Here is a 26,545-nt window from a genome sequence, read left to right as displayed (position 1 = left end):
GCTAGCCGCTCGCAGCTGCTTTCAATCCCGCTCAATCAACCAGTCAGCAATGCGGCCCCAGCTTTGCTTCTGGGCTGCGGCGCTGCCCAGGATGCCCATGTGGCCCCCTTCGATGGTGATGAAGGTCTTGTCCTTGCTGCGGATCAGCGGCTCCATGGCCTGGCTGCATTCCGGTGTGACGATGGGGTCGCTGGCGCCGGTAACGTTCAGCACGTTGGCAGTGACCTGATTCAGATGGCCCTCGGTTCCCTCCATGGGGAGCTGACCATGGGCCACCACGTTGTCGGTCCACAGATAACGGATGATGTCCTGAATCACGCCGCCCGGGTACGCCACCATGTCATCCAGGAAGGCACCATTGGTGGCGTGGGCGGAGACGAAGTCCCGGTCGTGCAGATTCTTAACCAGATTCCAGTAACCCTGCAGGCTGCCCACCGGGTTGGTGAGTTTGAAGGCAAGACTGTTCACCCAGCCGGGCGAGCGCAGCAGCCCTGCCGGCACATCATGAATGCGCAGGCCGGTGCTGCGGCGTATCCATTTGGCGCGGCGGCTGAAGCGACGGTACTGGGCGCCGAGGGCGCCGTTGCGATGATAGTCCGTGGGCGCGCCCACCAGTACCAGGTTCTTGATATCCGGATCCTGGCCCAGCGCGCTGTAGCACAGGCTGAACAGACCACCGAAACTCCAGCCATGCAGGCTGAGTTGCTGCTTGCCGCTGTGCTGGCGTACCTGCACCAGCAGCTTGGGCAGGTAATCGGAAAAATAGCTGCTCAGATTCAGATGGTTGTGATACTTGCCGGGCCGGCCCCAATCCACCATGTACAGTTCGAAGCCGCGGGCGCGCAGGTAGCGCACCAGGCTGCGCTGGGGGAACAGGTCATAGATCAGCATGTTCACTGCCAGCGGGGCCACCAATACCAGTGGTGTGCGCTGGGTGTCCCGGCTCACGGACATCACCGTACCATCGGTAAGCGGGATGGCATTTTCCTGCAGCGGTGGGTAGTAGCGCAGTTTCACCAGGCCATCGTCGAACAGGGTCTCGTAGGGGGTCTGCTCTGCCTGACTCAAGGCGTCCGCCTGGAACAGACGGGCGCGGCCGTTATCCAGGCGTTGCCGCCAGGGGCGGGTGGTGTTGTGGAGAGCCTGTTGCAGGGTGTCAGTGATCATGGTTCCACCGGCGATGAATTCATTGGGCGGCCATTGTAGGGAAGATGCGCCAATCTGCAGTTGCTTTGCGGACCGGGCCTGATGTCAGGCGGGACACCCGGTCAATCCGGGTCATTGAATGATCGGGGGAGATGAGGTAGACGACAGAGAGGAAAATGTTCCTGCCCGAGGGCAGAAACGGGCCGACGGTATCGGCCCGCCGCGCCCAATCAGGCCGGGTTGTCTTGGTTGTATTGTCCCAGCTTGCCTTTCACCCTGACCAGACTGCCGGCTTTCAGGTCCGACTCGAAGCGGGCCTTACCTTCCGGGAACAGCAATACCACGGTGGAACCGAGCAGGAAGCGGCCCAGTTCGTCGCCTTTTTCCAGGGTAATGGGGGCGGTGCGCTGGTAGTCGGTGGTCACCACCTGTTTGGGCAGGGGCGTGACCTGACCGCTGAATACGGTTTCGATGCCCGCCACGATCATGGCACCTACCAGAATCACCGCCGCCGGGCCGCGCTCGGTGTCAAAGATGCACACCAGCCGCTCGTTGCGGGCGAACAGATTGGGCACGCCATTGGCGGTGGCTTCGTTAACGGAAAACAGGTCGCCGGGCACGTAGCGGGTTTCGCGCAGGGTGCCGGTCACCGGCATATGCACACGGTGGTAGTCCCGGGGAGACAGATAGATGGTGGCGAACTGGCCATTGGTGAATTCGCTGGCCAGGGCGCTGTCGCCGCCGAGCAGGTCGTACAGGGAATAGTCGTGGCCCTTGGCCTGGAACACCTGATTGGCGCGGATAGCACCCAGCTGGCTCACCGCTCCGTCCGCCGGGCAGGCGATGTCGGCGTCTTCCGCTGCTTCCAGTGGGCGGGCGTCCGCTTTCAGTGCCCGGGTAAAGAAGGCGTTGAAAGTCTCGAACTGGTCCGGGTCCTCGATCTGGGCTTCCGACAGGTCGATGCCAAAGCGCTTCATGAAGAGGTTGATGAAGGTGGTCTTGATCCACGGCACTTCGCTACGCGCCAGTATGCCCACCAGCCGGGACAGGCCATGCTGGGGAATCAGGTATTGCAGGGTAACGAAGAGCTTGTCTCGCCAGTTGTTCAAGAGATGTCCTTAACGTGGGTTATTCGGATTTTTCCGCCGGGGTATCGGGGTGGTTGCCCCATTCTGCCCAGGACCCGGCATAGCCACGCAAGGTGGGGTAGCCGAGGATCTTGCCCACCAGCCAGGAAAAGCTGGAGCGATGGTGGGTCTGGCAATGGCAGATCACTTCCTTGTCGGGGGTGATGCCGCGGGCTTCCAGCTCGGCGCGGATCTCATCCAGCGGACGCAGGCGCAGGTTGTTCTGCTTGTCCATGGGTTCGGTCCATTCATAGTGAATGGCGCCGGGAATATGGCCGGCTTTCTGGGCAAAGGCGCGTACCCCGGAGAACTCCTCTTCCGAGCGCGAATCCCAGATCGCCACCGCCGGGTCCTGATAATGGGCCAGCAGGTAATCCAGGCTCACCTCGGTTAACGGATCATGCTCGCCCACTTCATAGTCACTGGGTGTGGGTTCTGTGGATTCGCTGCTGGTGGGGTGCCCCTCTGCCAGCCAGGCATGAATGCCGCCGTTCAGATAGCTGTAGTGCTTGTGGCCAATAGCATCCAGCGTCCACAGCAGTCGCCCGGCCCAGCCGCCGCCTTCGTCGTCATAGGCGATCACATGGGTATCAGGGGTCAGCCCCAACCCGGAAAACAGGTCGCCGAGGGTGTCGTCATCAGGCAGCATTCCCGGTGCTGGCTGGGCGCCAGTCTGCAGGCGTCTGAAATCCAGATGGATAGCCCCGGGCACATGGGCCTGAACATAAATGGTGGGCTTGCTCAGGTCGAGAATGAGCAGCTTTTCATCGCCCAGGTGCTTGGCGAGGTCGGCAGGTTCGAGCAGCAGAGGAAGCATAAAAGGCAATTGATAATGGATAATTGAAAATGGATAACGAGAGACTCTGCCCGTTAGCGAACCCCATTATCAATTATCAACTATCAATTATCCATTGCCGTCAGGAGTATCTCTCCCGCCCATCCTCATCCAGCGTATCGGCGATCTGGTAGAAGTTGGCCAGCCGTTCCTCGCTGATCTCGCCACTTTCTGCCGCCATGATCAGGGCGCAGCCGGGTTCATTGCGGTGGGAGCAGTTGCGGAATTTGCAGTGGCCGGCTAGGGCGGACAGCTCCCGGTAGCCATGCAGCAGCTCATCTTCGCTGATATGCCAGAGGCCGAATTCGCGGATACCCGGGGAATCGATCAGCTCACCGCCGGTGGGCAGGTGGAACAGCCGGGCGGTGACGGTGGTGTGCTGGCCAAGTCCCGAGCTGGCGGACAGGTCACCCACCTGCAGATCGGCTTCCGGCAGCACCGCATTCACCAGGGAGGATTTGCCCACCCCGGATTGCCCCACAAACACGCTGGTCTTTCCGATCAGGGCTTCCTGCAGCGGGGCCAGGCCCTGGCTGTCGTGGGCGCTCACTTCCAGTACCGGATAATCCAGTCGCTGGTACAGGGCTTTCAGCTCGTCGATGAAGGGCCGCACTTCCTCATCGATCAGATCTGCCTTGTTGAGCACCAGGGTAGCGGGAATCTCGGACAGCTCCGCCGCTACCAGATAGCGGTCCAGCAGGGCGCTGGAGGGAGTGGGCAAGGGCGCGAACACCACCAACATCTGTTCCACATTGGCGGCCACCGGTTTCAGGTTGCCGTACATGTCCGGCCGTTTCAGTACCGTCTGCCGTGGTTCGATGGCTACCACCACCCCCAGCCCTTCGCTTTTCGGCGGCTGCCAGATCACCCGGTCGCCCACCACCAGCTGCTCCAGGGTGGCGCGGAAGTGGCAGCGCATGGATTCGCCATCCGCGCTTTCCACGCCCACCTGCTGGCCGAAATGGGCGGTGATGGTGCCGGTCTGTTCATCGCCCAGGTCGTCCGCCACCAGGGTCTCCAGCTCCGCGTTGCGGCGCTGTGCCCGCTGGCGTTTCTCTGCCTGGATTTTTTCAATGCGCCAGCGCTGGCGCCGGTTGAGCTTGCGTTTTGCCACGAGGTATTCCGATTGATTGGTGGCTGCATGCTACCATGCCGGTATAAAGCCATGATACGGAATCCCCATGACTGACAAGCGCAACAATCTGATCTGGATCGATCTGGAAATGACCGGCCTGAGCCCGGAAAACGATCGCATCATCGAAATTGCCACCATTGTCACGGATGCCCAGCTGAATGTGCTGGCTGAAGGGCCGGTGCTGGCGGTGCATCAGAGTGATGCCCTGCTGGAGGGCATGGACGAGTGGAATACCGAACACCACAACAACTCCGGGCTGGTGGCGCGGGTGAAGGAAAGCCGCATCAGCGAGATGCAGGCCCAGGCTCAGACCCTGGATTTCCTCAAGGAGCATGTGGAGGCGGGCATGTCCCCCATGTGCGGCAACAGTATCTGCCAGGATCGCCGCTTTCTGGCCAACTATATGCCAGAACTGGAGGCCTTCTTTCACTACCGAAACCTGGATGTGTCGACCTTGAAAGAACTGGCGCGTCGCTGGAAGCCGGAGATCCTGCCGGGCTTCAAGAAGGACAACAAGCATCTGGCGCTGGACGACATTCGCGAATCCATTGCCGAGCTACAGTACTACCGCGAGCATTTTATCGACGTTTGAAAATGCTCCGTCGTAGGAGCGTCGCTTGCGGCGCGATAGCCAGGCTGGGTCAAAAGCATTTTTAACCACAGAGGGCGCAGAGCACACTGAGAAAAAACAGCTTTTTCCTCAGTGATCTCTGTGCTCTCTGTGCTCTCTGTGGTAAATCAGTCTTTTCAGAGGTTAGGCTATCGCACCGCCAGTGACGTGCCTACAGCGGGGTGTCAGGTTTGGGTGTGCCGCTCCAGTGCCCACTGCACATGCTCCTGCACTGTTTCGTCCGGAAAGTCCTGCCTGTCCCTTAGCGCCTGCATAATCTCTTCTGAACCCGGCGCATTGCCCAGCGCCACGGCAATATTCCTCAACCACTTGCGATACCCGGCTCGGCGAATGGCGCTGCCTGCGGTGCGCTCCAGAAATTCTTCCTCGCTCCAGGAAAACAGCGTCACCAGATCGCTGTCGTCGAGCCCGTGACGGGGATGAAAATCCCCCTCCCCGGTGTGCTGGGCAAAGCGGTTCCACGGGCACATGAGCTGGCAGTCGTCGCAGCCGAAAATGCGGTTGCCGATGCCTTCGCGCAGGTCTTCGGGGATGCTGCCTTCATGCTCAATGGTCAGGTAGGAAATGCAGCGTCGGGCATCCAGCTCGTAAGGTGCAACGATGGCATCGGTGGGGCAGACGGTGATGCAGGCCCGGCACTTGCCGCAATGGTCTTCGCCGGGCTGGTCTAACGGCAGCGGAATATCCGTATAGATTTCGCCTAAAAAGAACCAGCTTCCCGCTTCCCGGTTCAGTACCAGAGTGTGCTTGCCCTGCCAGCCCAGCCCGGCCTTGGCAGCCAGGGGCTTCTCCATCACCGGCGCACTGTCTACAAAGGCCCGGGCCAGCTGGCTGTCGGTCACCTCCTCGCGGATGCGGGCGGCCAGGGTGGCCAGGCGCTTGCGGATCAGCTTGTGGTAATCGCGGCCCAGGGCGTAGCGGGACACATAGGCCTTGTCCTTCTGCTGCAGCATCTTTACCGGTTGAGTATCCGGCGGCAGATAGTCCATCCGTGCTGAGATTACCCGCAGGGTGCCCGGTTCCAGTTCTTCCGGGCGATAGCGTTTGTTACCGTGGGCAGCCATCCACTCCATCTGGCCCTGATAACCTTTTTCCAGCCAGGCCTTCAGGTCTGCCTCGGCGGCGCGCAGATCCGTATCGGCAATGCCGATCTGCTGGAAGCCGAGCTCGCGCCCCCAGAGCTGGATCTTTTCTTTCAGTGCCTGCAGGTCCATGGTTTGAAGGGATATAATGCCGGGAAATGAACGATGAAGGGTAACATGACGACACTGCCGAAGGCTCTCTATACCGCTGCCCAGACCCGTGAACTGGATCGGCTGGCGATTGCTGCCGGCACGCCGGGTGCCGAGCTGATGACCCGGGCGGGTCAGGCGGCCTTCGATGCGTTGTGTGGGCGCTGGCCGGAAGCCCGCCGGATCGCCGTGCTTTGTGGTGGTGGCAACAACGGTGGCGATGGCTATGTGGTGGCGCGCCTGGCTCACGCGGCAGGGCTGGCGCCGCAAATCCATTTCACCACGCCGCCGGAAGCGCTGAAAGGCGATGCCCTGACCATGGCAGAACGTTGTCGTGATGCCGGTATCCCCATGATCCCCCTGACACTGGACCATCTGCCCGAAGGAGTGGACCTGCTGGTCGATGGTTTGCTGGGTACCGGTCTCAATGGTGCGCTGCGTGATGAAATGGCGGCTCTGCTCGCGGCCCTGGATGCAATGCCGGTCCCCCGGCTGGCGCTGGATATTCCCTCCGGCCTGGGCGCGGATACCGGCATGCCGCTGGGGGCCGTATTGTCAGCAGAGCTGACCTGTAGCTTTATCGGTCTCAAGCGGGGGCTGCTGACCGGTGAGGGTCCGGTGCATAGCGGTGAGCTGTGTTTCTTCGATTTGCAGGTGGACCGGGATGTCTATAGCCAGGTGCCGCCGGATTGCCGGGTGCCCATGCCTGCTGACCTGCACGCACTGCTGCCGCCGAGACGGGCGGATGGCCACAAGGGCCACTACGGCCATGTGTTGGTCATCGGCGGAGACCATGGTTTTGCCGGTGCGCCGGTGATGAGCGCTCAGGCTGCCGCCCGCTGCGGGGCAGGCAAGGTCAGCCTGATTACCCGCCCGGATCATGTGGCGGTGGCGCTCATGCGCCAACCGGAAATAATGGTTCGCGGAGTGGAAAATGCCAGCGAGGCGGCGTCCTTGCTGGCGGCGGCCAGTGTTATCGCCATTGGCCCTGGGTTGGGCCGCGATGACTGGGGGCGTGCGCTGCTGGCGCTGGCTCTGGAAAGCGGCAAGCCGCTGGTGGTGGATGCGGATGCCCTGACCCTGATGGCCGACGATGACGGCATTGGTCAGGGCGACTGGGTGCTGACCCCCCATCCGGGAGAGGCGGGGCGCCTGCTCGGCGTATCTGCAGCGGATATTCAACAGGATCGCTTTGCGGCTCTGGAAAGTCTGGCGACCCGCTATGGCGGCACGGTGTTGCTGAAGGGCCTGGGAACCCTGATTCAGGGCGAAGATGTGCTGGGCGAGAAGGGGCGCGCCCTGATCCGTGACGGCAATCCTGGAATGGCTTCCGGGGGCATGGGCGATGTGCTCACCGGTGTGATAGCCGCCTTACGCGCACAGGGCCTGACAAGCTATGATGCGACCCGGCTGGGAGCCATGATTCACGCTCGCGCTGCCGATGCCTGCGCGGCCCGTCGTGGCCCCCGAGGCATGCTGGCCACGGACCTGTTGCCATATTTGCGTGCCGAACTGAATGAAACCTGTCTGGCTGGATGACGAGAGCGTGGATGACTGTTGAACATGTGGAGCTGCCCGATGAAGCCGCTACCCTGGCGCTGGGAGTCAGCTTGGCACGGCGCCTTACCGGTGGTGGCTGCGTCTATCTGGAAGGGGATCTGGGTGCCGGCAAGACCACTCTGGTGCGCGGTCTGCTGCGCGGCCTGGGCCACCAGGGGGCGGTAAAGAGCCCGACTTACACGATTGTGGAACCCTACGAGCTTGGCGGCGTCCATATCTATCACTTCGACCTGTATCGTCTTGGTGATCCGGAAGAACTGGAGCTGATAGGCGTACGTGATTATTTCTCCTCCGACAGCCTGTGCTTGCTGGAGTGGCCGGAGCGGGGCGCCGGGGTGGTGCCTTCACCGGATTTGACCATTACACTGGCCGTTAACGGCCGTGGAAGAAAGGCGACCCTGGATTGGGCCTATGACGCATCGTGACAATAAAAATAACCTGACGACACTGTTTGTCCTTCTGGTCAGTGTATTCTGGGCCAGTCAGGGGTTTGCCCAGACGAACATTGATTCGGTGCGCCTGCACCGGGCGCCGGACCACACCCGTATCGTCTTCGATCTGCCAGCGCCGGTGGATCACAAGCTCGACAAGCTGGCCAATCCGGACCGCATCGTGCTGGATCTGCTGGATGCCAGCCTGGGCTTTGACGTCAACACCCTGGATTACGCCAGCAGCCCTATCGCCAACATTCGCGTGGGCAAGCACAGCGACAAGACCCGTGTGGTCTTCGACATGAAAGACGGCGTGCGCACTCGCACCAACCTGCTCAAGCCTATTGAGCCCCATGGCTGGCGTCTGGTGGTGGATCTGTTTGACAGTGAACTGCAGAGTCCGGCCAAGACCAGTCCGGAACCGGAAAAGAAAAAGGAAGCACCCAGCGAGCCACGGTTGATGGTAGTTGCCATTGATGCCGGCCATGGTGGTGAAGACCCGGGTGCTCGTGGGCCCAGCGGCGTCTACGAGAAAACCCTGGTATTGCAGATCGCCAAGAAGGTGGAAAAGCAGGTCAATGATCAGGCCGGCATGCGTGCAGTGATGGTGCGTGACGGGGATTATTATGTGCCTCTCGCCGAGCGTCGTCGCATCGCCCGTGAAGATCACGGGGCGGATGTGTTTATTTCCATTCACGCGGATGCCTTCACGGATGCCCGCGCCAACGGTGCCTCCGTGTTCGCCCTGTCCAGCAGTGGAGCCACCAGTGCCCGGGCCCGCTACCTGGCCAAGATTGCCAATGAATCAGACCGGGTGGCCGGGGTCTACGAAGAGGAAAAGGACGACAGCTCCCTGCTCAGCGTGCTGGCGGATCTGCGCATGAACGGCTCCATGGCCGGCAGCCTTTACCTGGGGCGCCAGGTGCTGGGGGAAATGGGCAAGGTGACCAAGCTGCACGGCAACCGGGACCGGGTGGAGCAGGCCGGGTTTGCCGTGCTCAAGGAGCCGGAAATGGTATCGATCCTGGTGGAGACCGGTTTTATTTCCAACCCCAGGGAGGAGCGCAACCTGCGCTCCTCTGCCCACCAGAGCAAGCTGGCCCGTTCCATCGTCAACGGGGTGGACGCCTATTTTCGCAGTCACCCGGCGCCGCATAGCTGGTATGCGGCGCAGCGCCGTGAGCACGGCGAGCAGTATCGTATCCAGCCCGGTGATACACTCTCGGAAATTGCCCGTCAGTACAGCGTATCCGAACAGGCAATCCGCAGTGCCAATGCCCTGAATGGTGATCGCATTGTGGTTGGGCAGGTATTAAAAATTCCTCGTTCATGAAGGGGCTATGAGGGCGCATCCTCTATGCCAACGTCATCCCGGGCACAAGCGCAGCGCAGAACAGACGAAGTCTGGCCCCGAAGGGGTGAGCGCAGTGAATAGCCCCGGGATGACATGCCGCTTAATTGGCGAATAGCCATGAATCCCACCAACAGAGACGCCCGTGACAAAGATCCAACTGCTTGATTCCCGCCTTGCCAACCAGATCGCCGCCGGTGAGGTGGTGGAACGTCCTGCCTCGGTATTGAAAGAACTGCTGGAGAACGCCCTGGATGCCGGCTCGGAATCCATCAGCGTGGATGTGGAGCAGGGTGGGGTAAAGCTGGTGCGGGTGCGCGATAACGGCAGCGGCATCGACCGCGACGATCTGCCCCTGGCCCTGTCCCGTCATGCCACCAGCAAGATCCGTGGCCTCGACGATCTGGAAGCTATCGGCACTCTCGGGTTTCGCGGCGAGGCCCTGGCCGCAATCAGTTCGGTATCGCGGCTGACTCTGGCCAGCAACGTGGAGGGCGAAGCGGAAGGCTGGCAGGTGCAGGTGGAAGGGCGCGACATGGCCCCCTCTGTGACCCCGGCCGGGCATCCGCGCGGCACCACCGTGACCATGCGCGACCTGTTCTTCAATACTCCGGCCCGGCGTCGTTTCCTGCGTACTGAGAAGACCGAATTCAATCACCTGGAAGAAGTGTTTCGGCGTATCGCGCTCAGTGAATTCAATACCGCTTTCCGTCTGACCCACAACCAGAAGGTGATCCACCAGTTGCCCGCAGGACTGGATGACACCCTGCGCGCGGCGCGGGTGGCGAAGCTGTGCGGCAAGGGCTTCATGGAGCAGGCGATCCCGGTGGATGTGGAGCGCGATGGCATCCGTCTGCACGGCTGGATGGGGCTGCCCACGTTTTCCCGCTCCCAAGCGGATCTTCAATACTTTTATGTGAATGGCCGGGTGATTCGCGACAAGGTAGTCAGTCACGCGGTCCGTCAGGCCTATGCGGATGTGCTCTATCACGGTCGCCATCCGGCCTATGTGCTATTTCTGGAGCTGGACCCGGCTCAGGTGGATGTGAATGTGCACCCCACCAAGCACGAGGTGCGTTTCCGTGAGCAGCGCATGGTGCACGGCTTCCTTTATAGCTCCCTGCACCGGGCCATTGCTGAGGTGCGCCCGGGCCAGTCATTGGCCGCCAATGTGGTGGACGAGGGGGAGTCGGTGATGCCGGCCATGGAGCCCAGTCAGGCCAGCATGTCCCTGTCCGCCCCGGCAGGCCGGCCTTCTTATGCGTCACCGTCCGGCAACGGATTCGGCTATGGCCAAGGTCAGCGGCAGGCAGACGCCTACGGAGCGCTGGTGCGTTCCGGTGTGGCTGAAGCGCCAGCCATGCCGGCGGCCTCGGACCAGGAAGCCGTGCCGCCGCTGGGTTATGCGGTGGCGCAGTTACATGGCATCTTTATTCTCGCTGAAAACCAGCAGGGGTTGGTGGTGGTGGATATGCACGCTGCCCACGAGCGCATTACCTACGAGCGGCTGAAACAGAGCTGGTCCGAGGACAAGGTGCGCAGCCAGCCGTTGCTGGTGCCGGTGTCGCTGGCGGTATCCTCCCGGGAAGCAGACTTTGCCGAGCAGCAGCCGGAGGTGTTTTCCCGGCTGGGCTTTATGGTGGAGCGTGCCGGGCCGGAGACTCTGGTGGTACGCGAAGTGCCGGCCATGCTGCGTGATAGTGACAGCGAGGCCATGGTGCGCGATGTATTGTCTGACCTGCTGGCCCAGGGAAGCAGCGAACGAATTGAACAGAAGCTGGATGAGTTGCTCTCCACCATGGCCTGCCACGGCAGTGTGCGTGCCAACCGCCGGCTGACCATCCCGGAAATGAATGCTCTGCTACGCGACATGGAAGCCACCGAGCGTTCTGGCCAGTGCAACCATGGCCGTCCCACCTGGACCCAGATGAGCCTGAAGGATCTGGATCGGCTGTTTATGCGGGGGCAGTGAGTGGAAGCTGCAAGCTGGGCATCGTCCGCTGAGGACAGGACAGATCTCGGGCTGCCTGTGCTGCTCCTCATGGGGCCCACCTGCTCTGGCAAGACTGCGCTGGCCATCGAGGCGGCGCAGACACTGCCCATCGACATCATCAATGTGGATTCCGCGCTGGTCTATCGGGGGCTGGACATCGGTGCGGCGCGGCCCAGTGACGAGGAGCTGGCAGCGGCCCCGCACCGGCTGCTGGGATTTCGCGAGCTGAACATGCCTTACTCGGCGGCGGATTTTCGCGCCGATGCCCTGCGGGAAATCGAACAGATCCATGCCAATGGCAAACTGCCCCTGCTGGTGGGCGGCACCATTCTCTATTTCAAGGCACTGGTGGAGGGGCTGGCGCCCCTGCCGGAGGCGGATCCGGCGGTGCGAGCCGAGATTACGGCCCTGGCCGAGAGTAAAGGCTGGCCGGCAGTGCATGCGGCCCTGGCCCAGGTGGACCCGGTCAGCGCCGAACGGCTCAAGTCCACGGACCGTCAGCGCCTGCAGCGGGCCCTGGAAGTGCACCGGGTCACCGGTCGGCCCCTGTCCGCCTTTCATGCGGATCATCATACAACTGTCACACAGAACCGGGATGGTTTGAGTGAGTTCAGTGCCTTTCCCTGGCCGGTGTATAGCGCGGCCCTGGTGCCGCCAGATCGTGCCTGGCTACATCACATGATTGAGCAGCGTTTCCGGCAGATGCTGGAACAGGGGTTGGTAGAAGAGGTGCAGGGCCTGCGACAGCTGCCCGAAATCCATCGGAATCTGCCGGCCATGAAGGCGGTGGGTTACCGCCAGGTGTGGGACTATCTGGATGGCCAGTATGATTATGACAGCATGGTGGAGCGTGGCATTATCGCGACCCGGCAATTAGCCAAACGACAGTTCACCTGGCTGCGTAAATGGCCGTATCTGCACGGCTTCGACAGTAACGATGCGTCACAGCGGCAGGCGCTAGTGGAGCAGCTTGCGAAGATCTGTAAATCTGTGTTTAGTTAGCCCTGTTGCTGGACTTTTTGGTTTATAATTCGCCAAATATCGATTTTGAGCCATTTTGCGGCAATTTGAGATGTGTGGCGCAGAATGTGTTGGGTCGGGACCTGGAACCAATTTGCTGGGTTGTTGACAAAAAATTTGCCCGATAGCGCATCGGGTGAAGGCAGTGACCGTATGGGACGGTTTCACTGTGTTGCAGCGCTGATTGCCCGAAGTGTTGGGCACTACTTTTTACTGTTATTTCAAGGAGACTTGCCATGTCAAAGGGGCACTCGCTACAAGACCCTTTTCTCAACGCCCTTCGTAAAGAGCGTATTCCGGTTTCTATCTTTCTGGTGAACGGAATAAAGCTGCAGGGGCAGATTGAGTCTTTTGACCAATATGTCGTGCTGCTGAAAAATGCAGTCAGTCAGATGGTTTACAAACACGCTATTTCCACCGTCGTGCCCGCCCGCAACCCCCGTGGCGGCGGTAACCCGGCCATGACTGCCACCGGTACAGGCGCGCCTGCTGCTCCTGCTGCCGATGAGGGTTTCGGCAACCAGTAACACTGCCGCAGATCCTGTAATAGAGCCACCTTCGGGTGGCTCTTTGCGTTGTGGCCGGGCTAACGGTCCTGATCGGTACTTTTTCATGCCGGTTTCCCTGTCTTCTTGCTCTGACTGGTTTAAACTGGCGGTCACATCCCCCATGTCAGTTCTTTATGGACCTATTTGATCGCACAGAGCAGACCAGAACCGGCGCCGGTGAACGCGCTGTTCTGGTGCATTTGGATCTGCCCGATGCCATGGGCCGCGAAGATCTGGATGAATTTTATCACCTGGTCACGTCAAGCGGCGTAGAACCGGCGGCGGAGTTGACCGGCAAGCGTGACCGGCCTGATCCGGCCCTGTTTATCGGCTCAGGCAAGAGTGAGGAGCTGGCGGCGCTGGTAAGCGACATCAAAGCGGATGTGGTGCTGTTCAATCATGCTCTGAGCCCGGCTCAGGAGCGTAACCTGGAGCGGGTGGTCAAATGCCGGGTGCTGGATCGCACCGGCCTGATTCTGGATATCTTCGCCCAGCGTGCCCGTACCCATGAAGGGCGCTTGCAGGTGGAGCTGGCCCAGTTGCGCCACTTGTCTTCCCGGCTGGTCAGGGGCTGGACTCACCTGGAGCGGCAGAAGGGCGGCATCGGCCTGCGTGGTCCCGGTGAAACCCAGCTGGAAACCGACCGCCGGTTGCTTCGTGATCGTATCCGCGCCATCGAATCGCGTCTGGAGAAGGTGCGCAAGCAGCGGGCTCAGGGACGTCGCGCTCGCCAGCGTTCCGAAACACCACTGATTTCCCTGGTGGGCTATACCAATGCGGGCAAGTCCACTTTGTTCAACGCCATCACCACTGGCGATGTGTATGTGGCAGACCAGCTGTTCGCCACCCTGGACCCGACCCTGCGCAAGGTAAAGGTGCCGGGCGTGGGGCCGGCGATTCTGGCCGACACCGTGGGTTTTATCCGTCATCTGCCCCACCGGCTGGTGCAGGCGTTTCGCGCGACTCTGGAAGAAACCGTTAACGCCACCTTGCTGTTGCACGTGACAGACTGCAGTGCAGAAGAGCGCGACAGTAATGTGGCGGCGGTGAACGAAGTGCTGGAAGAGATTGGCGGTGACACCCTGCCAGTGCTGCACGTTTACAACAAGGTGGATAATCTGGGCCAGTCACCGAAAATTGATCGGGATGAGCACGGCAATCCCTGGCGCGTATGGATTTCTGCGCAGACGGGAGATGGTTTTGATCTACTGTTTCAGGCCATCGCCGAGCGACTGGCCGCCGGTTGGGTGGATTGCTGGGTGCGTCTGCCCGCGTCTGCCGGTCGTCTGCGTGCTCGCCTGCACGAGGCCGGCGAAGTGCTGGAGGAGCAGGCGGCTCTGGATGGCAGCATGCTGCTGCGTATCAACGTGAACCGGGTGCATTTTGAACGTCTATTGCGTGAGCAGGGGCTCACGGAAGAAGAACTGGTGGTGCCGGCTCCTGCGGTTGCAGGGGATGATGCCCCTTCCTACAATTCACAACGCTCGCACGATGCGAGCCATCAATAATCCGGTGGGCACAGCGCCCGGACCGATTGGAGACCTACATGGCGTGGAATGAACCCGGCGGCAACAAGCCGAAGGACCCTTGGGGTGGAGGCGGTGACCAGGGGCCGCCGGATCTGGATGAAGCTCTGAAGAATCTGAAAGAGAAGATCAACAGCGTATTCGGCGGCAAGGGCGGCAAGTCAGGAGGCGGCGGTCGCAGTGGCGGTGGTTCTCCCTGGCCGGTGCTGATCATCGCTGTGGTGATCGGCGTGGTGGTTTACGGCCTGGTCGGCTTTTTCCAGGTGGATCAGCGCGAACGTGCCGTGGTGCTGCGTTTCGGTGAATACAACCGCACCGTAGATCCAGGTCTGCGCTGGCGTGCACCGATCATTGAGCAGTACGAGAAGGTGGACGTGGAGCAGAATCGCCGCTACGAAATCACTGAGGCAATGCTCACCCGTGACACCAACATCGTCAGTGTGACCTTGCAGGTGCAGTATCAGGTGCTGGACCCGATTCCCTTCCTGCTGAAAGTGGCGCGCCCGGAAGTCATTCTGCAGCACGCCACCAGCTCTGCCCTGCGCCATGTGGTGGGTACCTCCACCATGGATGATGTGCTCAAGGACAACCGTGAGGCCATCCGGGTACAGGTCCGTGAACGTCTTGATGAATACCTGAATCGTTACGATACCGGTCTGGTATTGAAGCAGGTGGTGCTGGATCGGACCCAGGCACCGGATGCCGTACGTGACGCCTTCGATGATGTATCCAGAGCCAAGGAAGATGAGGACCGTTTCAAGAAGGAAGCGGAAGCCTATCGTAATGCGGTGATTCCTCAGGCTCGAGGCGAGGCCAAGCGCCTGGAAGAGGAGGCGGAAGCCTACCGGAACCGTCTGATTGACAGCGCCGTGGGTGATGCAGAGCGCTTTAGCGATCTGTTGACCGAATACCGCAAGGCACCTGAAGTGACCCGTGAGCGTCTCTATCTGGAAACCATGACGGAGGTGTACAGCGCCACCAGCAAGGTGCTGGTGGATGTGGATAACGGCAATAGCCTCATCTACCTGCCACTGGAGCAGCTGGTCAAGGGGCGTGGGGGCAATGTCAAAGTGCCAGAGAGTAAAGGAGGCGCCAATCCGGCCAGTTCTTCATCAGCAGGAGCCGACGATGGCGGCAGTGGTCGCGAGGCCTCTCGCAGCCTCTACAGCACACCAAATCGGGAGTTGCGCTAATGAATAATCGTGGATGGTTGGCGCTGCTGGCTCTGGGTGTTCTGGCCCTGCTGGCGCTGGATTCCTTCTTTATTGTGAACCAGGCCGAAAAGGCGGTGCTCAAGCAGTTTAGCCGGATCGACAAGGCCGACGTGGAGCCGGGCATTTATTTCAAATGGCCACTGGTGGAAGAGGTGGTACGGGTAGATGGTCGTGCCCTGGTGTACGACGTGCCCACCCAGTCTTTCCTCACGGCCGAAAAGAAATTGCTCAACGTGGATGCCTTTGTGGTCTGGCGTATCAACAATGTGCAGCGCTACATCGTCAGTGTGGGTGGCGGCTCTTCCAATGCCCAGGTAATGGAAGGGCGGGCCCGCCAGTTGCTGGACCCGCGGGTCAACGAGGCGTTGCGTAACGAGTTTGCCTCACGCACCGTATTCCAGGTTGTCGCTGGTGAAAGCGATGTGGAGAAACTGGAAGGTGACACGGCCGTACTGCGCGATCCGGTAACTGGTGAAATGACCGAGGTGCCGAGGGATCAGCTGGACGAGTCCATTATCCGTGAAGCCGAGGCCGAAGCCTCCACGGACAAGGTGGATCCCCGGAAAATGGCCAGCGATCAGCGCGAAGCGCTGATGGATCAGGTTCGTGCCAAAGTGAACGAATCCACCATGGAAGACCTGGGTATCGAAGTGGTGGATATCCGTGTCAAGCAGGTGGACTGGCCCGATCAGGTCCGTGGCCGGGTGTTTGATCGTATGCGCGCCGAGCGTCAGCGTGATGCGGCAGCCCACCGTTCCCAGGGCCGTGAGGAAGCGGAGAAAATCCGCGCCGGTGCGGATCGTCAGCGTAGTGAAATCCTTGCTGAAGCCTACCGCAAGGCTCAGGCCACTCGCGGTGAGGGTGACGCTCAGGCCGCTGCCACTTATGCCCAGGCCTACAATCAGGACAAGGAGTTCTTCCGCTTCTATCGCAGCCTCCAGGCCTACAAGGAGAGCTTCAAGGACAAGGAAGATGTGCTGATCCTGGAGCCGGATGGCGAGTTCTTCCGCTATCTGAAGGGGGCCAAGGGCACGCAGCCCTAAGCCCATTCTGAAAAGCCCTGTCGACCCGGTCGGCAGGGCTTTTTTGTGACTCCAGGGAAGAGGGCGTTAACCTGTCCGCCGCCGGGAGACCGTGGTAGAATGCTGCAACCGGGGGCCGAGGCTCCCGGTTTTTTTGTGGCTGTCTGGCAGGAACAATGGACTTCAGCTTATTGATCAAGGCCCTGTGCCTGGTATTGGTGATCGAGGGCATTCCGCTGTTTCTGGCGCCTAATCGTGCGCGTGAGGCGGCCTTGCAGGTTGCCCGCATGCCCGGGCGCTCACTGAGAATTCTGGGGCTGGTGCTGATGATACTGGGTGCCGGCCTGCTACTACTGATGCGGTCGTAAATGATGAACCAGGAAGAACAGTGGCTACTGCCCGACGGGGTAGAAGAGGTTCTCCCGGGCCGAGCCCGGGCCATTGAGCAATTACGCCGGCAGACGCTGGATCTGTACCAGCGCTGGGGCTATGAACTGGTTTTCCCGCCACTGATCGAGTTTCTCGAGTCCTTGCTCAACGGCGCCGGTCGTGATCTTGAGCGGGAAACCTTCAAGATCACTGATCAGCTGACTGGCCGCCTGATGGGCGTGCGCGCGGATATAACCCCTCAGGTGGCGCGCATGGATGCCCACAGCCTGCGCCGTTCGGCCCCCTCCCGCCTGTGTTACTGCTCCAGTGCCCTGCGCACTCGCCCGGCGGTGGCCGGCGCTACCCGGCTGCCCTACCAGCTGGGGGTGGAGCTGTTCGGCCATGCCGGCAGCGACAGCGATCTGGAAGTGATGACCCTGCTGCTGGATACCCTGGCCCTGGCTGGCGTAGCCAATGAAGTGGTGCTGGATCTGGGGCACGTGGGACTGTTCCGCGGGCTGCTGGATGCCTGTGATTTGAGTGATGCCGAGCAAGGCCAGCTGGAAGACATTTATGTCCGCAAGGCGCGGGTAGAGCTGGATAGTTTTTTGGCGGAGCGCAATCTGCCCGCGCCGGCAGCTAGTGCCCTGGCGTCCCTGCCCTGGCTGGCTGGTGGCATCGGCATTCTTGATGAGGCCCGCACCTTGCTAGGCGATTTCCCAGGCGCTCTGGCGGCGCTGGATGAACTCTCGGTGCTTGCCGGGGTCCTGGACTCCCGTGGCGTGCAGTTGCACCTGGATCTGGGTGAGCTGCGTGGCTATCACTACCACACCGGCTGTGTTTTCGCCGCCTACCTGCCCGGCGAGAGTGAGCCTGTGGCCAAGGGCGGTCGTTATGATCACATCGGTGAGGTGTTTGGCCGTGCCCGTCCGGCTACCGGTTTCAGCGCCGATCTGAAGATGCTGGCGGCGCGTACCGAAGCGGCCGCGCTCAATGGCATCCTGGCGGAAGGCTCTTTGCAAGACGCGGGCTTCGCGGACAAGGTGAGGGCCTTGCGCGATGCCGGTGAGCGGGTGGTGCTGGCTCTGACCGGAGCAGATAATGACCCGCAGGAACTGGGATGCCAGCGCCGGCTGGTGCAGGATGGCAGTCGCTGGGTAATCCAGGATATTTCCTAGGACACTTCCCCGGGGAAGTGTCTGATACAACCTCCGGGTGGGCATTCGCCAGCCCGGGGTGAATCAAACTGTGCGCGAAGCGTGTCGCGTACAAGCGTTCAATCAACAGGCAGCAAGCAATCATGGGTAAGAACGTAGTCATTCTCGGCACCCAGTGGGGTGATGAAGGCAAGGGCAAGATCGTCGATCTGCTTACTGATCAGGCCTCTCTGGTGGCCCGCTTTCAGGGCGGTCATAACGCCGGCCATACCCTGGTGATCGACGGCAAGAAAACCGTCCTGCACCTGATTCCTTCCGGCATTCTGCGCAATGACGTTCAGTGTCTGATTGGCAATGGTGTGGTGCTGGCCCTGGATGCCCTGCTCAAGGAAATCGGTGGCCTGGAAGAACAGGGTGTGCCGGTTCGTGAGCGTCTGCGCCTTTCTGCGTCCTGCCCGTTGATCCTGCCGGTTCATGTGGCGCTGGATCAGGCTCGCGAAGCCGCCCGTGGCAACAAGAAGATCGGCACCACCGGTCGTGGCATCGGCCCGGCCTACGAAGATAAAGTGGCCCGTCGCGGCCTGCGTCTTGGTGATGTCTACTCCCGTGAACGCTTTGCCGCCAAGCTTGGCGAAGTGATGGATTATCACAACTTTGTGCTGCGCAGTTACTACAATGCCGAGCCGGTGGACTTCCAGAAAACCCTGGATGAGACCCTGGCCATGGGCGAGGAAGTGCGCAGCATGGTCACCGACGTGACCACCGTGCTCCACGGTGCCCGTGAGCGTAATGAGAACATCATGTTCGAGGGCGCCCAGGGCACCCTGCTGGATATCGACCACGGCACCTATCCCTATGTGACCAGCTCCAACACCACCGCTGGCGGCGCCGCCACCGGCACCGGTTTTGGCCCGCTGTATCTGGACTATGTACTGGGCATCACCAAGGCCTACACCACCCGGGTGGGTAGCGGTCCTTTCCCTACCGAGCTGTTCGACGAAAACGGCCGTTACCTGGCAGAGAAAGGTCACGAGTTCGGTTCCACCACCGGCCGTGCCCGTCGTTGCGGCTGGTTTGATGCAGTGGCCCTGAAGCGCTCCATCCAGATCAACTCCATCACCGGTCTGTGTCTGACCAAACTGGACGTGCTGGATGGTCTGGAAGAAGTGAATATCTGTATCGGTTATCAGGACGCGGAAGGCAACTCTCTGACCTGTGCCTGGGATGCGGATAGCTACGAAGAAGTGAAGCCGGTCTACGAAAGCCTGCCCGGCTGGACTGAATCCACCCTGGGCGCCAAATCCGTGGACGAGCTGCCGGCCAATGCCGTGGCTTACCTGAAGCGGATTGAGGAAGTGACCGGAGCGCCCATCGATATCATTTCCACCGGCCCGGATCGTGTGGAAACCATTATCAAGCGCCACCCGTTCGCCTGAACAGGCTTCCTGTTCGATAAACAAAAACGCCCCGGCATGCCGGGGCGTTTTTGTTGGTGCCTACGGAAACTTATTCCGCCGCGTTGGGGGTGTAAAGCCACAACATGTTGTTGACGTGGTTGCCGGAGTCCTCGCCGATCAGCAGGCGACCATCGTTCATGACGAACAAATTGTCCGGCTGCGCGATGTTGTCTACAGAGCACTTGTCGCCGGTGGCTCCACCGTCATATGGCCCGCCCACTACTGCCGGTTCCATGCGGCTGACGTTGAAATCCGTTTCCAGATCAAACCGGTAAACGATGCCGCAGCGGTTGGCGTCGATGGCAATGTCGCCTGTACCATCAGCCATGGAGCCGGCCACGTCGGCCATGGCCACATACATGTAGGGCACTTCACCGCTGGCTGCGCCGGCGGGATTGATGTTGATCCCTTCCATTTTGTTGAACTCGGTGGTCGCCCCCATGGCCATGGCAACCGCGTTGGTTTCCAGGAAGGCGATGGGGTCAAGGGCGCTATTGTCTCCGCCAGCCACATAGGCGGCGGCATAGTCGTCCACTTGCTGCTGGGAAATGTAATTGGTGTCCCCTTCAACGAAGTCGTTTTCGTCCAGGCCGTCGAAGGAGCGGATCAAGGTTTCGATCGTGGCGTTGTCGGATTTGCCGAGTTCGATCCAGCTGATGTCAAAGCCGGTGGTGGCATTGTCAGTGCCGGCATCCTGGGTCACTTTGGCTGCATACAGTGTGCCCGCTGACAGGTTCTGAGCGTCATCGGCGACAAACTTGAAAAAGCCCTGGGAGCCGCCGTCGGAGGTCAGGTAGACGGTTTTCTCATCGGGCATGATGATGGCATTTTCATGGGCCATACGGCCGGTGGTGAAGTGTTTCACCGGTTGCGGTGTGCCGGTGGGTGCCGTCAGTTCAACGATATACCCGTAGTCATAGGGGTTGGGGAAGGTGCCATCCAGATAGGTCTGGATGTTCTTTACATCGTTGTAACTGGGGTAACCGCCGGCCCCAGCCTGGTTCCACTGTGCCGTGGCTGATACCTCGGAAGCCATGTAGTTTTCCTCCGAGGTGAGTGGTGTACCCCAGGGAGATACACTGCCGAAGCAATTGATCATGGTGCCGTTCACGCCACTGAAGTCCACATTGAGGGCGCCATTCACGGTCCAGCCGTCGTCGGTCTTGCTGAGGGCCAGTCGGGAAACGCCGCCGGGGCGATCTTCCCAGGCAGTGAAAAGATAGCCGCTGTTCTCGCCGTCGGCGATCCAGGCGTTGAAGTCCGGATCGTTGGACTGCAGAACGGAAGCCTCATTTTTGTCCAGCACTGTGATATGACCGAGACCGAAGGGCAGATCTCCACGGTAGTTGTAACCTTCGCGGCCGAGTACCTGGTAGCTGCCCAGAGCCATGCGGGTGGTTTCCGCATCGCTGCTGGTGGGGTCGGGAACGGTGATTGGTGTAATGCCTGCAGGCAGCTCGTTGATGTTGGCACCAACCCAGGCGCCGATAGCGGCCTTGTTCTCTGCATCCGGGAGAGAGTCTGCCGGGTGCTGGATGTTAAAGAAGGCATCGCCTTCCTCGGTCACTTCCAGGCCGGTCAGTTCGGCGCCCAACGGAATGGTGGCCAAGCGGGTCAAGGGAAGGGTTGCAGATTGTTCGCTGCCGTTACTGGGGTTGTTGTCATTGTCGCTGTCGCCACCGCAGGCCGCCAGCAAGGAAGTGGCAGCAATGGCGATAGCCAGCTGTGTTTTGCGTGTATTGATAGTCATGGTTTTCCCACCAGTTGTCGAATGAACTCAAGGGTGGGAAAAGCCTAGGACTCAAACTATGAAGTTTTATGTCGATGAAAATAACATTAAATGACAATGCACTTCGCACCCTCTCATATTCGACGCTGGGGCGGGTTGTCAGGGGTGGCGGGCGAGCTTCTCCTGGTCTCTGGGCGGTTGCCAGTCCATGCGCAAATCCCATTGGAAGAAGCGGAATTCCGCTGGCAGAGGCGGCTCGCTTTCATCCACTTCGGTAAACACATTCCTGGCGGGTAGCCAGGTGGCATCACGGCCGTGAATGTAGCTTTGATGGCGCACGATATGGGTATAGGCCTTGTTTAGTTTCAGGGCCCTTTCCCGGGAGGGTGTGATCAAAGTATAGACATCGGCATTGGCAATGGCCTCTTCGTTCAGGCTGCCGTCCGCACGGTACCACTTGTCCACCATTTCCGGATTTTCCCGGAACTCACTGCCGCCACCGGCACGTTTCAGGTAGTTGCGAATTTCGCCGCCAGGTTCACTGATGTTGGCAGCATCCGGCATGCCTTGCAGGTCGATGTAACCCCAGCCCTCGGCGCCATCTACCTTGCGGGCCAAAGCGAAAGTCTGGTCAATGGTGACGCCCACTGCGGCATGGCAGCCCATACAGAAAAGGTTTTCTTCATGGCTTTGCGGGCGCAGGCGGCCATCATAGTCTTCAATAAACCCCTGCATTACCCAGCCCATGCCGTTTTCCATGCCTTTCTCGTGAAGGTTGACGAACGTTGGCAGCAGCCCCCGGTGCTTGTCCTTGCGTTCGCGATCATAACGGCTGCGAACATCATGGTTTTCCAGTGCCCGGATCTTGCGCATGTAGCGCAGTTCTTTCATGCGTGGTGGCACGCCAATCACATCATGCTCATCAATGCCCACATAGCGCACCGTATGCATGAGTTCGGCGCCTTGCGGATATTGTTGAAAAGCGATTTCAATGTTGCGGGCATCGCCCAGATAATGCTGGCGTTTTTTCAGAGTACGGGCGATGCCTGACACGCGACCGTCGCCATTCAGGTCGGTGTTGAGGCGGGTTTCATCGGTGGCAGGAATCGACATGCTTTCGTGTTGCTTGATCGCCATTTCCAGCAGCGTCAGATTGAGTAGATAAAGTTCGCGTTGGTAGCTGCCGTCGATTTCCCGGAAGGCGGCGGGTAGTCGTATCACCACGTCATCGGTTGAGCCATTGGTTGGCCAGAAGGTGCCGGGGAAAGGCTTGTAGTTAAAGGCAACCCAGTGGCTGCCGTCGCGGGCCAGCCCCTGCTTATCAAAGGCACCGGCGGCCAGGTGGTAATTATCCAGATCGGGGGTGAAGCCCTCCCAGCCCTGTTTTTCAAGGCGTGGCGCCAAGTCACTGTAATTGTCCTGGTTGATGTAGGTGAGGATCTGTTCGTCGCTAATGCTTGCCTGCCAGTCGCGTCGATCCACGAACAGGTTGTCCCAGTGATTGGTGACGCCTACATCAGAAAATAGATAACCGCCTTGCAGATGCCCGTCATCAAGCTGATTCATTCTTGCCGCTTTGTCCCGGTCGTAATTCTGGTGACAGGTGTAGCAGGGATTGTGCTCTGCTTCGGTTTTTGTATAGCACTGTGGCGGGATGGGTGCCTCCAGGTTGCCGATGCGTTCGTCAGTGACGGGCGTGCGCGACTCGGTATCAACGGGCGGTAGCAGGGCGTTGTCGGTATCCCCGTCGCAACCGTGCAGCGGCAGGGTGGCAAGGCCGAGAAGTAGCAGGGCTGGGACGGTGTATTGAGTCATGTTGTTTCCTGTTGATCGGGGACGCCCGCAGCCTAGTCAGTGGCAATGACAGGAAAGTGACAACACTGGAGTTGTGGCAGCAATAAAGATGTAGGGAGAGTGAGATCAGGCTGACATGAAAGAGCGGTTTACTGGCGGACAGACAGGGGGGATTCTCTGGAGTCTGTTCGGGATTTGCCGGGGGCGCGAGGAGAGTGTCCAGGGGCTGTTCAGTTGTTCCCGGTGCCGGGTTACTTCCGGCGCCGGGTAATGATGATCAGTGCCACGGTGATACCGATGACGGCCGCCGGAAACACCAGCAGGTAGCGTTTTCGGTTGGCTTCTTTCTCCCGCTGGGCGTCGGCCTGCTGGATGGCCGGATGCTTGCTGGTGGCGTCGTTGTCGGCGTAGGTGGCAACCGGGGCCAGAAACAGGCCGGTGGCCAGTACCAATGCGGCGATCATGGAGCGGAGAATAGTCATGGCTTTCTGCACCCTGGCTCTGTGGAGACTGGTGGTGTCTGGCCTGAAACGAAAAAGGGCCCCCGTCTGGGAGCCCTTTGAATTGGTGCCGAGGAGAGGACTTGAACCTCCACGGGGTTGCCCCCACTAGCACCTGAAGCTAGCGTGTCTACCAATTTCACCACCTCGGCGTTTCGTGCTGTACCGGACCCTTGTAGATAAGGTAAAGTTTCTTACCGTTTCCGGCCGGTTCATCGCGAAAGCGCGTGCATTCTAGTATATGATGGCCGGATGTCAAACCCTCTTTCCGAAAAAAATTTAATGCCCCCTAAAAAACGTTACCGCGACCCCCATGCCGATCGTGAGGCCGAAAATTACGAAAACCCCGTCCCCAGCCGGGAACTGATCCTGGAAGTGCTCAACGACCATGGCAAGCCCATGGAGTTCGACCAGATCGCCTCCCTGCTGGAGGTTGATGAGGACGGTGAAGTCGGGCTCGAGCGCCGCTTGAAGGCCATGCTGCGTGATGCCCAGTTGGTGCAGAATCGCAATGGCAAGTTGGGTGTTGTGTCCCGAATGGACCTGATTCCCGGACGCGTGCAAGGCCACAAGGATGGCTTCGGCTTCCTGATTCCCGATGACAAGGCCCAGAGTGACCTGTTTCTCGGCCCGCGCCAGATGGAAAAGGTCATGGACGGGGATCGGGTGCTGGTCAGCGATGCCGGCTACAACCGCTTCGGCAAGAAAGAAGCCCGTATCGTGGAGATTACCGAGCGGGTTGCCACCGAAGTGGTGGGCCGCTATCGCCGTGAAGCCGGTATCAGCTTTGTGGAGCCGGAAAATCGCCGCATCACCAAGGAAGTGCTGGTTGAGGACAAGAACGGCCTGAAGCCAAATCCTGGCGACCATGTCCGCGCCATCATTACCCAGTACCCCAGCCGCGACCACCATGTGTTGGTGCGCCTGGAAGAAATCATTGCCACCCCGGATCAGGCCGGCATGGAAATCGAGGTGGCCCTGCGCCGTTTCGAGATTCCCCATGTCTGGCCGGACGGTGTGGAAGCCGACGCCGAGCGTTTCGGCGCCGGTGTGCCCCACAAGGCCAAAGCCCATCGGGTGGATCTGCGTGATCTGCCGCTGGTCACCATCGATGACGAAACCGCCCGGGATTTCGACGATGCGGTCTATGTGGAGCGCCGTCCCCGTGGTGGTTGGCGCCTGATCGTCGCCATTGCCGATGTCAGCCACTATGTGTCACCGGGTTCCGCCCTGGATCGGGAAGCGGCCACCCGTGGCAACTCGGTCTACTTCCCCAACCGGGTAGTGCCGATGCTGCCGGAAGCCCTGTCCAACGGCCTTTGCTCGCTCAATCCCCATGTGGATCGGCTGTGTCTCTATTGCGACATGAGGATTTCCGCCAACGGTCGCCTGACCGGGTTTGTCTTCCGTGAAGGGGTGATGCGCTCGCGGCACCGCCTGACCTACAACAAGGTCGGCGCCATGATCGAGGAGCCGGATTCCCAATTGGCCCAGGACACCGTGGCCAGCCTGGATGATGAATCTCTGGACATGATCTGGTCGTTCCACGAAATGTTCCTGGCACTGCGCAAGCGCCGTGCGGAGCGGGGCGCCATCGATTTCGACAGCGATGACACCCGCATCATTTACGATGAAAACCAGAAAATTCAGGCGATTGTGCCGGTGACCCGCAACGTGGCGCATATCATGATCGAGGAGGCCATGCTGGCCGCCAACATCTGCTCCGCCAAGCTGCTGGAAAAGGCCGGTGTACCGGCCCTGTTCCGTAACCACGAGCCGCCCAAGGAAGAGCGACTGAGCAAGTTGCAGCAATTCCTCGGTGGCCTGGGGTTGAGCCTGGGTTGGTCGGAAGGGGCTCCCAGCCCCCATGTCTATCAGGATCTGCGCGAGCAGATCCTGGAGCGCCCGGATCGCAACGTGATCCAGACCATGATGCTGCGCTCGATGACCCAGGCCAAATACGAAGCGGAGAACAAGGGGCACTTCGGGCTGGCCTACAAGGCCTATACCCACTTCACCTCGCCGATTCGCCGCTACCCGGACTTGCTGGTGCACCGGGCCATTCGCTTCCTGATCCGTAGCGAGGCTGTGCCCAATCACGTAGATAATCCGGGTAAGTTGCCGAAGATTCCCAGCGAGAAAATCATCCCCTACAGCCAGGCGGACATGGTGGCCATCGGTGAGCAGTGCTCCATGACTGAGCGCCGGGCGGACGATGCCACCCGCGATGTGGTGTCCTGGCTCAAATGCCAGTTCATGGAATCGCACATCGGAGATGTGTTTGAGGGCGTTATCAGTGGTGTGGCCAACTTTGGCCTCTTTGTGCAGCTCAACGAGCTGCACATTGATGGTCTGGTGCACGTGGCCAACCTGGATAGTGACTACTACCACTTCGATGAGGTCAATTTGACCCTCACCGGGGAAAGCAGTGGCCGTAAATTTGGGCTCGGCGACGGTGTCACCGTGCGTGTGGCTGCGGTGCATACCGAAGAGCGCAAGATTGATCTGCAACTGGAATCCTCCACCCCGTCTGGCAGGGGCCGGCCCAAGGGTGGCAGCAAGAAGGCGAGTGGCGGTAACCGCAGAGGCGGCAACAGTGAACGGGAAAAGTTGGCCAAGGGCGATATCCCCAAGCCCAAGGCCAAACGCAAGGGCCCGCCGCGTGGCAAGAAGGCGGCCCGGCGTAGCAGCAAGAGCTAGAGCCTTCTGTATGAGCTTGCCTGCAAGTGAATGAACCACGCTGCGTAGCGGGGGCGCTTGCAGGCATA

The 26,545-nt window shown here is 60.2% G+C and carries 22 protein-coding genes and 1 tRNA gene; 14 read left to right on the top strand and 9 right to left on the bottom strand.

What is annotated here, in order from left to right:
• Positions 1–21: 21 nt before the first annotated feature.
• The 4 genes from HUJ17_RS03090 to rsgA all read right to left on the bottom strand — a co-directional run bounded on the left by HUJ17_RS03090 (position 22) and on the right by rsgA (position 4,222).
• The gene (locus HUJ17_RS03090; protein WP_290509300.1) at positions 22–1,167 is read right to left on the bottom strand and encodes an alpha/beta fold hydrolase; all 1,146 of its coding nucleotides are present in this window, start codon (positions 1,165–1,167) and stop codon (positions 22–24) included.
• A 209-nt stretch (positions 1,168–1,376) separates the two neighbouring features.
• Positions 1,377–2,255 (bottom strand): archaetidylserine decarboxylase, encoded by an 879-nt coding sequence (gene asd, locus HUJ17_RS03085; RefSeq protein WP_290509299.1) that lies wholly within the window; start codon positions 2,253–2,255, stop codon positions 1,377–1,379.
• 19 nt (positions 2,256–2,274) lie between these two features.
• Complete coding sequence (locus tag HUJ17_RS03080; protein WP_290509298.1) at positions 2,275–3,090, bottom strand: rhodanese-like domain-containing protein; 816 nt, start codon at positions 3,088–3,090, stop codon at positions 2,275–2,277.
• 100 nt (positions 3,091–3,190) lie between these two features.
• Positions 3,191–4,222, bottom strand: a complete 1,032-nt coding sequence (rsgA, locus tag HUJ17_RS03075) for a small ribosomal subunit biogenesis GTPase RsgA (protein ID WP_290509297.1) — start codon at positions 4,220–4,222, stop codon at positions 3,191–3,193.
• 67 nt (positions 4,223–4,289) lie between these two features.
• Here rsgA and orn point away from each other — a divergent pair, with 67 nt between their 5' ends.
• Positions 4,290–4,835 (top strand): oligoribonuclease, encoded by a 546-nt coding sequence (gene orn / locus HUJ17_RS03070; RefSeq protein WP_290509296.1) that lies wholly within the window; start codon positions 4,290–4,292, stop codon positions 4,833–4,835.
• Between the two features lie 203 nt (positions 4,836–5,038).
• Here the strand turns inward: orn and queG are convergent, their stop codons facing one another.
• Positions 5,039–6,088, bottom strand: coding sequence for a tRNA epoxyqueuosine(34) reductase QueG (gene queG / locus HUJ17_RS03065; protein WP_290509295.1), 1,050 nt, complete (start codon positions 6,086–6,088; stop codon positions 5,039–5,041).
• Between the two features lie 45 nt (positions 6,089–6,133).
• Here queG and HUJ17_RS03060 point away from each other — a divergent pair, with 45 nt between their 5' ends.
• From HUJ17_RS03060 to HUJ17_RS03005, 12 genes are all read left to right on the top strand, one after another.
• Positions 6,134–7,645, top strand: a complete 1,512-nt coding sequence (locus tag HUJ17_RS03060) for an NAD(P)H-hydrate dehydratase (RefSeq protein ID WP_290509294.1) — start codon at positions 6,134–6,136, stop codon at positions 7,643–7,645.
• Between the two features lie 11 nt (positions 7,646–7,656).
• Positions 7,657–8,091, top strand: a complete 435-nt coding sequence (gene tsaE / locus HUJ17_RS03055; RefSeq protein ID WP_290509293.1) for a tRNA (adenosine(37)-N6)-threonylcarbamoyltransferase complex ATPase subunit type 1 TsaE — start codon at positions 7,657–7,659, stop codon at positions 8,089–8,091.
• The gene (locus HUJ17_RS03050; protein WP_290509292.1) at positions 8,078–9,430 is read left to right on the top strand and encodes an N-acetylmuramoyl-L-alanine amidase; all 1,353 of its coding nucleotides are present in this window, start codon (positions 8,078–8,080) and stop codon (positions 9,428–9,430) included. The genes tsaE and HUJ17_RS03050 overlap by 14 nt, the downstream gene beginning before the upstream one ends.
• A 163-nt stretch (positions 9,431–9,593) precedes the next feature.
• Positions 9,594–11,420, top strand: a complete 1,827-nt coding sequence (gene mutL / locus HUJ17_RS03045) for a DNA mismatch repair endonuclease MutL (RefSeq protein WP_290509291.1) — start codon at positions 9,594–9,596, stop codon at positions 11,418–11,420.
• A 69-nt stretch (positions 11,421–11,489) separates the two neighbouring features.
• Positions 11,490–12,443, top strand: a complete 954-nt coding sequence (gene miaA / locus HUJ17_RS03040) for a tRNA (adenosine(37)-N6)-dimethylallyltransferase MiaA (RefSeq protein ID WP_290509301.1) — start codon at positions 11,490–11,492, stop codon at positions 12,441–12,443.
• Positions 12,444–12,697: 254 nt separating this feature from the next.
• Positions 12,698–12,988 (top strand): RNA chaperone Hfq, encoded by a 291-nt coding sequence (hfq, locus tag HUJ17_RS03035; RefSeq protein ID WP_290509290.1) that lies wholly within the window; start codon positions 12,698–12,700, stop codon positions 12,986–12,988.
• 155 nt (positions 12,989–13,143) lie between these two features.
• Complete coding sequence (gene hflX / locus HUJ17_RS03030; protein WP_290509289.1) at positions 13,144–14,517, top strand: ribosome rescue GTPase HflX; 1,374 nt, start codon at positions 13,144–13,146, stop codon at positions 14,515–14,517.
• Positions 14,518–14,555: 38 nt separating this feature from the next.
• Entirely contained in the window at positions 14,556–15,728 is a 1,173-nt protein-coding gene (gene hflK / locus HUJ17_RS03025; protein ID WP_290509288.1) for an FtsH protease activity modulator HflK, read from the top strand.
• Positions 15,728–16,792: a protease modulator HflC gene (hflC, locus tag HUJ17_RS03020; RefSeq protein ID WP_290509287.1), complete on the top strand. Its 1,065-nt coding sequence runs from the start codon at positions 15,728–15,730 to the stop codon at positions 16,790–16,792. The genes hflK and hflC overlap by 1 nt, the downstream gene beginning before the upstream one ends.
• Positions 16,793–16,947: 155 nt before the next feature.
• The gene (locus HUJ17_RS03015; RefSeq protein ID WP_290509286.1) at positions 16,948–17,139 is read left to right on the top strand and encodes a DUF2065 domain-containing protein; all 192 of its coding nucleotides are present in this window, start codon (positions 16,948–16,950) and stop codon (positions 17,137–17,139) included.
• Complete coding sequence (locus HUJ17_RS03010; RefSeq protein ID WP_290509285.1) at positions 17,140–18,318, top strand: ATP phosphoribosyltransferase regulatory subunit; 1,179 nt, start codon at positions 17,140–17,142, stop codon at positions 18,316–18,318. It abuts the gene before it with no gap.
• A 122-nt stretch (positions 18,319–18,440) separates the two neighbouring features.
• On the top strand, positions 18,441–19,733 hold the full coding sequence (locus HUJ17_RS03005; protein ID WP_290509284.1) for an adenylosuccinate synthase: 1,293 nt from the start codon (positions 18,441–18,443) through the stop codon (positions 19,731–19,733).
• A gap of 70 nt (positions 19,734–19,803) precedes the next feature.
• Here HUJ17_RS03005 and HUJ17_RS03000 read toward each other — a convergent pair whose 3' ends face one another.
• The 4 genes from HUJ17_RS03000 to HUJ17_RS02985 all read right to left on the bottom strand — a co-directional run bounded on the left by HUJ17_RS03000 (position 19,804) and on the right by HUJ17_RS02985 (position 23,929).
• Positions 19,804–21,504, bottom strand: coding sequence for an alkaline phosphatase PhoX (locus HUJ17_RS03000; RefSeq protein ID WP_290509283.1), 1,701 nt, complete (start codon positions 21,502–21,504; stop codon positions 19,804–19,806).
• 138 nt (positions 21,505–21,642) lie between these two features.
• Positions 21,643–23,298, bottom strand: a complete 1,656-nt coding sequence (locus HUJ17_RS02995) for a hypothetical protein (protein WP_290509282.1) — start codon at positions 23,296–23,298, stop codon at positions 21,643–21,645.
• Positions 23,299–23,528: 230 nt separating this feature from the next.
• Positions 23,529–23,759, bottom strand: a complete 231-nt coding sequence (locus HUJ17_RS02990) for a hypothetical protein (RefSeq protein ID WP_290509281.1) — start codon at positions 23,757–23,759, stop codon at positions 23,529–23,531.
• An 83-nt stretch (positions 23,760–23,842) separates the two neighbouring features.
• Positions 23,843–23,929: transfer RNA gene (locus HUJ17_RS02985), tRNA-Leu, on the bottom strand.
• A 130-nt stretch (positions 23,930–24,059) separates the two neighbouring features.
• Here HUJ17_RS02985 and rnr point away from each other — a divergent pair.
• Complete coding sequence (rnr, locus tag HUJ17_RS02980) at positions 24,060–26,477, top strand: ribonuclease R (RefSeq protein ID WP_290509280.1); 2,418 nt, start codon at positions 24,060–24,062, stop codon at positions 26,475–26,477.
• Positions 26,478–26,545: the final 68 nt, after the last annotated feature.

Source organism: Alcanivorax sp. (assembly GCF_014762765.1).
GTDB lineage: Bacteria > Pseudomonadota > Gammaproteobacteria > Pseudomonadales > Alcanivoracaceae > Alcanivorax.
The sequence above is the reverse complement of the archived record's forward strand: the minus strand, read 5'-3'. Positions and strand labels throughout refer to the sequence as shown.